Source organism: Isoptericola sp. NPDC060257 (genome assembly GCF_042726645.1).
Taxonomy (GTDB): Bacteria; Actinomycetota; Actinomycetes; order Actinomycetales; family Cellulomonadaceae; genus Isoptericola; species Isoptericola nanjingensis.
In genome coordinates, this window is record NZ_JBHXAW010000364.1 from 1 (window position 1) to 3,615 (window position 3,615).

At 78.0% G+C, this 3,615-nt stretch carries 4 protein-coding genes; 3 read left to right on the forward strand and 1 reads right to left on the reverse strand.

Annotated features, from left to right (window positions below):
* Positions 1–22: 22 nt before the first annotated feature.
* Positions 23–595 carry an O-methyltransferase gene (locus ACFWEK_RS20000; RefSeq protein WP_430555179.1) on the reverse strand — a complete coding sequence of 191 codons (573 nt, stop codon included), beginning with the start codon at positions 593–595 and terminating at the stop codon, positions 23–25.
* A 191-nt stretch (positions 596–786) separates the two neighbouring features.
* Here ACFWEK_RS20000 and sigE point away from each other — a divergent pair, with 191 nt between their 5' ends.
* The 3 genes from sigE to ACFWEK_RS20015 all read left to right on the forward strand — a co-directional run.
* Positions 787–1,428, forward strand: coding sequence for an RNA polymerase sigma factor SigE (gene sigE / locus ACFWEK_RS20005; protein ID WP_430555180.1), 642 nt, complete (start codon positions 787–789; stop codon positions 1,426–1,428).
* Positions 1,425–2,468, forward strand: coding sequence for a zf-HC2 domain-containing protein (locus ACFWEK_RS20010; RefSeq protein ID WP_430555181.1), 1,044 nt, complete (start codon positions 1,425–1,427; stop codon positions 2,466–2,468). Before sigE ends, ACFWEK_RS20010 begins: the two co-directional genes overlap by 4 nt.
* On the forward strand, positions 2,465–3,615 hold a 1,151-nt coding region (locus ACFWEK_RS20015), incomplete at its 3' end, for a S1C family serine protease (protein WP_430555182.1). The genes ACFWEK_RS20010 and ACFWEK_RS20015, both read left to right, overlap by 4 nt.

The following is a 3,615-nucleotide window of genomic DNA, read 5'->3' on the forward strand; positions in this document are numbered from 1 at the left end:
GTCGCCCGGCGCCCGCCGTGTCTCAGCGCCGTACGGCGAGCAGCAGGCCGTCCCCCGACGGGGCCAGGGCGGACAGCACCCGGTCGTCGGAGCGCAGCGCGCGCCCGACGTCGCGCACCACGGTGGTCACCTCGTCGCGCCGCGCGGGATCGGGCACGCGCCCGCCGTGGAGCGCGCCGTCGACGGCGAGGACGCCGCCGGGGCGCAGCAGCCGCAGGCCGGCCTCGACGTACTCGGGATAGGAGTGCGGCTCCGCCCCGACGAGCACGAGGTCGTACGCGCCGTCGGTCAGCCGGGGCAGGACGTCGGCCGGCCGGCCGGGGATGGCGCGGGTGCGGCCCGGCGCGATCCCGGCCTCGGCGAAGGCCCGCTTCGCGGCGCGCTGGTGCTCGAGCTCGGCGTCGATGGTCGTGAGCACGCCGTCGGCGGGCATGCCGCGCAGGAGCCAGAGGGCGGCGACGCCGGTGCCCGTGCCGACCTCGACGACGGCCCGGGCGCCGAGCGCCGCGGCCACGACCTGCAGCAGCGCCCCCGTGCCGGGGGAGACGGCCCCGCAGCCGAGCTCCGCCGCGCGCTCGCGGGCACGGAGCAGCACCTCGTCCTCGGGGACGAAGGACTCGCTGTAGGCCCAGGCTGCGGTGCGACCGCTGCGGGCGTCGACGTCGGTGGTGATGGCGGTCCTCCACGGCGGGGTCGCCGGCGGACGGCCGGCGCGGGTGGTGCTGCGGTGATCGTACGCGGGAACGCCGCGGCGCGCCCGGACGTTGCCGTGGGACGATGGTGATGATGACGACCGCCCCCGCTCCCGTGCAGGACGTGCCCGAGGCCCCCGCCGAGGCGACCTCCGGCGCGCCCGAGGACGCCGCGTCCGCGACGGGATGGACGCCCCCGACGTGGGACGAGATCGTGCGCGAGCACTCGGCGCGCGTGTACCGGCTCGCGTACCGGCTGAGCGGCAACCGGCAGGACGCCGAGGACCTCACCCAGGAGACGTTCCTGCGCGTGTTCCGGTCGCTCTCCAGCTACACCCCCGGCACGTTCGAGGGGTGGCTGCACCGCATCACGACGAACCTGTTCCTGGACCAGGTGCGGCGCAAGAAGCGCATCCGTATGGAGGCGATGGGCGACGACGCCGCCCGCGTGGCGGCCCCCGAGGACCACGGTCGCCCCGAGCGCGGGTTCGAGCACGCCAACCTGGACCACGACGTGCAGGCCGCGCTCGACGCGCTGCGCCCGGAGTACCGCGCCGCGGTCGTCCTGTGCGACATCGAGGGCCTCAGCTACGAGGAGATCGCCGTCACGCTGGGCATCAAGCTCGGCACGGTCCGCTCCCGCATCCACCGCGCCCGTGCGCAGCTCCGCGACGCGCTGGAGCACCGGCGCGCGGAGGTGACCGCGCGGGACGCGAACGGCGGGGCGGCGTCGTGACGGGGTACGCCGGGTCCGGGCACCTCGGGGCCTGGGTGAGCGACCTGGCCGACGGCCAGCTCGACGCCGCGGCGACCGAGCGGGCGCTCGCGCACGTCGCGGGCTGCCCCCGGTGCGCGACCGAGCTCGACGCGGCCCGGGCCGCGCACCGCGCGCTCGCGGCAGCCTGCGACGTCGCGCCCGACCCGGAGCTCACGAACCGCCTGCTCGCGCTGTCGGCGTCCATCCCGTCGGCGACCGGCGACCCGCTGCGCGACCGCGGCCGGTCCGCGGACTGGGAGCGGCCCCGGGCGTGGGAGCCGTCCCTCTCCGGCGACCTGGGCTCCCGACGGCGGCACCGGACCCGGCGGCTGGTCGCCGCGGGGGCGGGCGGCGTCGGCGTGCTCGGCGTCGCGCTGTTCGTGCTGGGGCAGGCCCCCGTCGTGAGCCCGGACCCGTCGCGGGTCGCGGCACTGACGCTGCTGGCGGACGCCGAGCCGGGCGGGCACGACGTGGCGGCCGGCCGCGCGGCCACCGCCGACGCACTCGCCTGGCTGGCCGACCACGGCTGGTCCGCGCCCGCCGCGCTGCCCGACGGGTACGCCGTGACCGCGCTGCGCACGGACGGCTGCGCCGGCGACGGCGGCCCGGACGCGGCGGCCGTCGAGCTGGACCTGTCCGGGCCGGACGGGAGCGCCGTCGCCTGCCTGCGCCAGGGCCGGCTCGCGGACCTGGGCACGGCCGTCGCCGGGACCACCGGCGGAGCCACCGACGGGTCGACGGGCGGCCTCGCCGTCCGTGGTCACGACGTGCGGGTGCTCTCCGCCGATCCGTGGCACGTCGCCTGGCAGTCGGGAGACACCGTCGTCGACGTGGCGACCGACGTCGACGCCGACGCGCTCGCCGAGCTCGTGGCGGCCTTCCCGGGCTCCGCCGCGGGGGACGACACGGGCGTGCTGCGCGAGATCTCCCGCGGCTGGACCATCATGACCGGCGCGATGTCCGGCGCCATGTCCGACGCGATGTCCGGAGCGATGACAGGAGCCGTCTGGCGCCGATGACCGAACCGTCCCGCCCCGCCGACGACCTGTTCGCGCCGCCCGAGCCACCGGCCCGGGCGCCGGAGCCCGACCCGTACGTGCCGCCGCCGGCGGCGAGCCTGTTCCCTGCCACGGTGTCGGCGAGGCCGGTGCCGGCCGACACCGCGCCGCCGACCGAGCCGCCGACCGAGCCGCCGACCGCAGCGCCGCAGACGGCGGCTCCCGCGCGGCCGGCGCGCCGTCGGCGCCCGGGGGCGGCGGCGGTCGTGGTGCTGGCCCTCGTCGCGGGTGCCGTCGGCGGCTTCGCGGGGGACCGCGTGTCGGACGCCCTGGACGACGGGAGGCCCGCGGACGCGGCGCTGCCGACGTCGGGCGGTCGGGACGCGGACGAGGGCACGGCCGCCGGGGCGTCCGCCGGCGCGGACCGCCCGGACGGCTCCGTCGCGGCGCTCGCCGCCGACGTGCTGCCGAGCGTCGTCTCGATCCAGGTGCAGGGCGCGAGCGGGGCGTCCAGCGGGTCGGGCTTCGTGCTGCGCGAGGACGGGTACATCCTCACGAACAACCACGTGGTCGCCCCTGCGGCGGCGTCGGGGGGCTCGGCGGTCGTGGTCTTCGCCGACGGCCGCAAGCGCGACGCAGAGGTGGTCGGCCGCACCGCGGACTACGACCTGGCCGTGGTGAAGGTGGACGCCGACGGCCTGGAGCCGCTGGTCCTCGGGGACTCCGACGCCGTGGTGGTCGGCGACCCCGTGCTCGCCGTCGGCGCCCCGCTGGGCCTGGACTCCACGGTGACGACCGGCATCGTCAGCGCCCTGCACCGGCCGGTGCAGGCGGGGGACGAGACCGGGGGAGGTGCGGCGACGGCGTTCATCGACGCGATCCAGACCGACGCGGCGATCAACCCGGGCAACTCGGGCGGCCCGCTGATCGACTCGAGCGGCGAGGTGGTGGGGATCAACTCGGCGATCGCGCAGCCGCCGGGCGCGATGTCCGCCACCGGCAGCATCGGCCTGGGCTTCGCGATCCCCGCGTCGCAGGCGCGGCACACCGCCGAGCAGCTCATCGAGTCGGGGCACGCGACGTACCCGGTGATCGGGGCGCTGCTCGACACGACGTACACCGGGGAGGGGGTGCAGGTGTCGTCCGGGCCCCAGCAGGGCCAACCGGC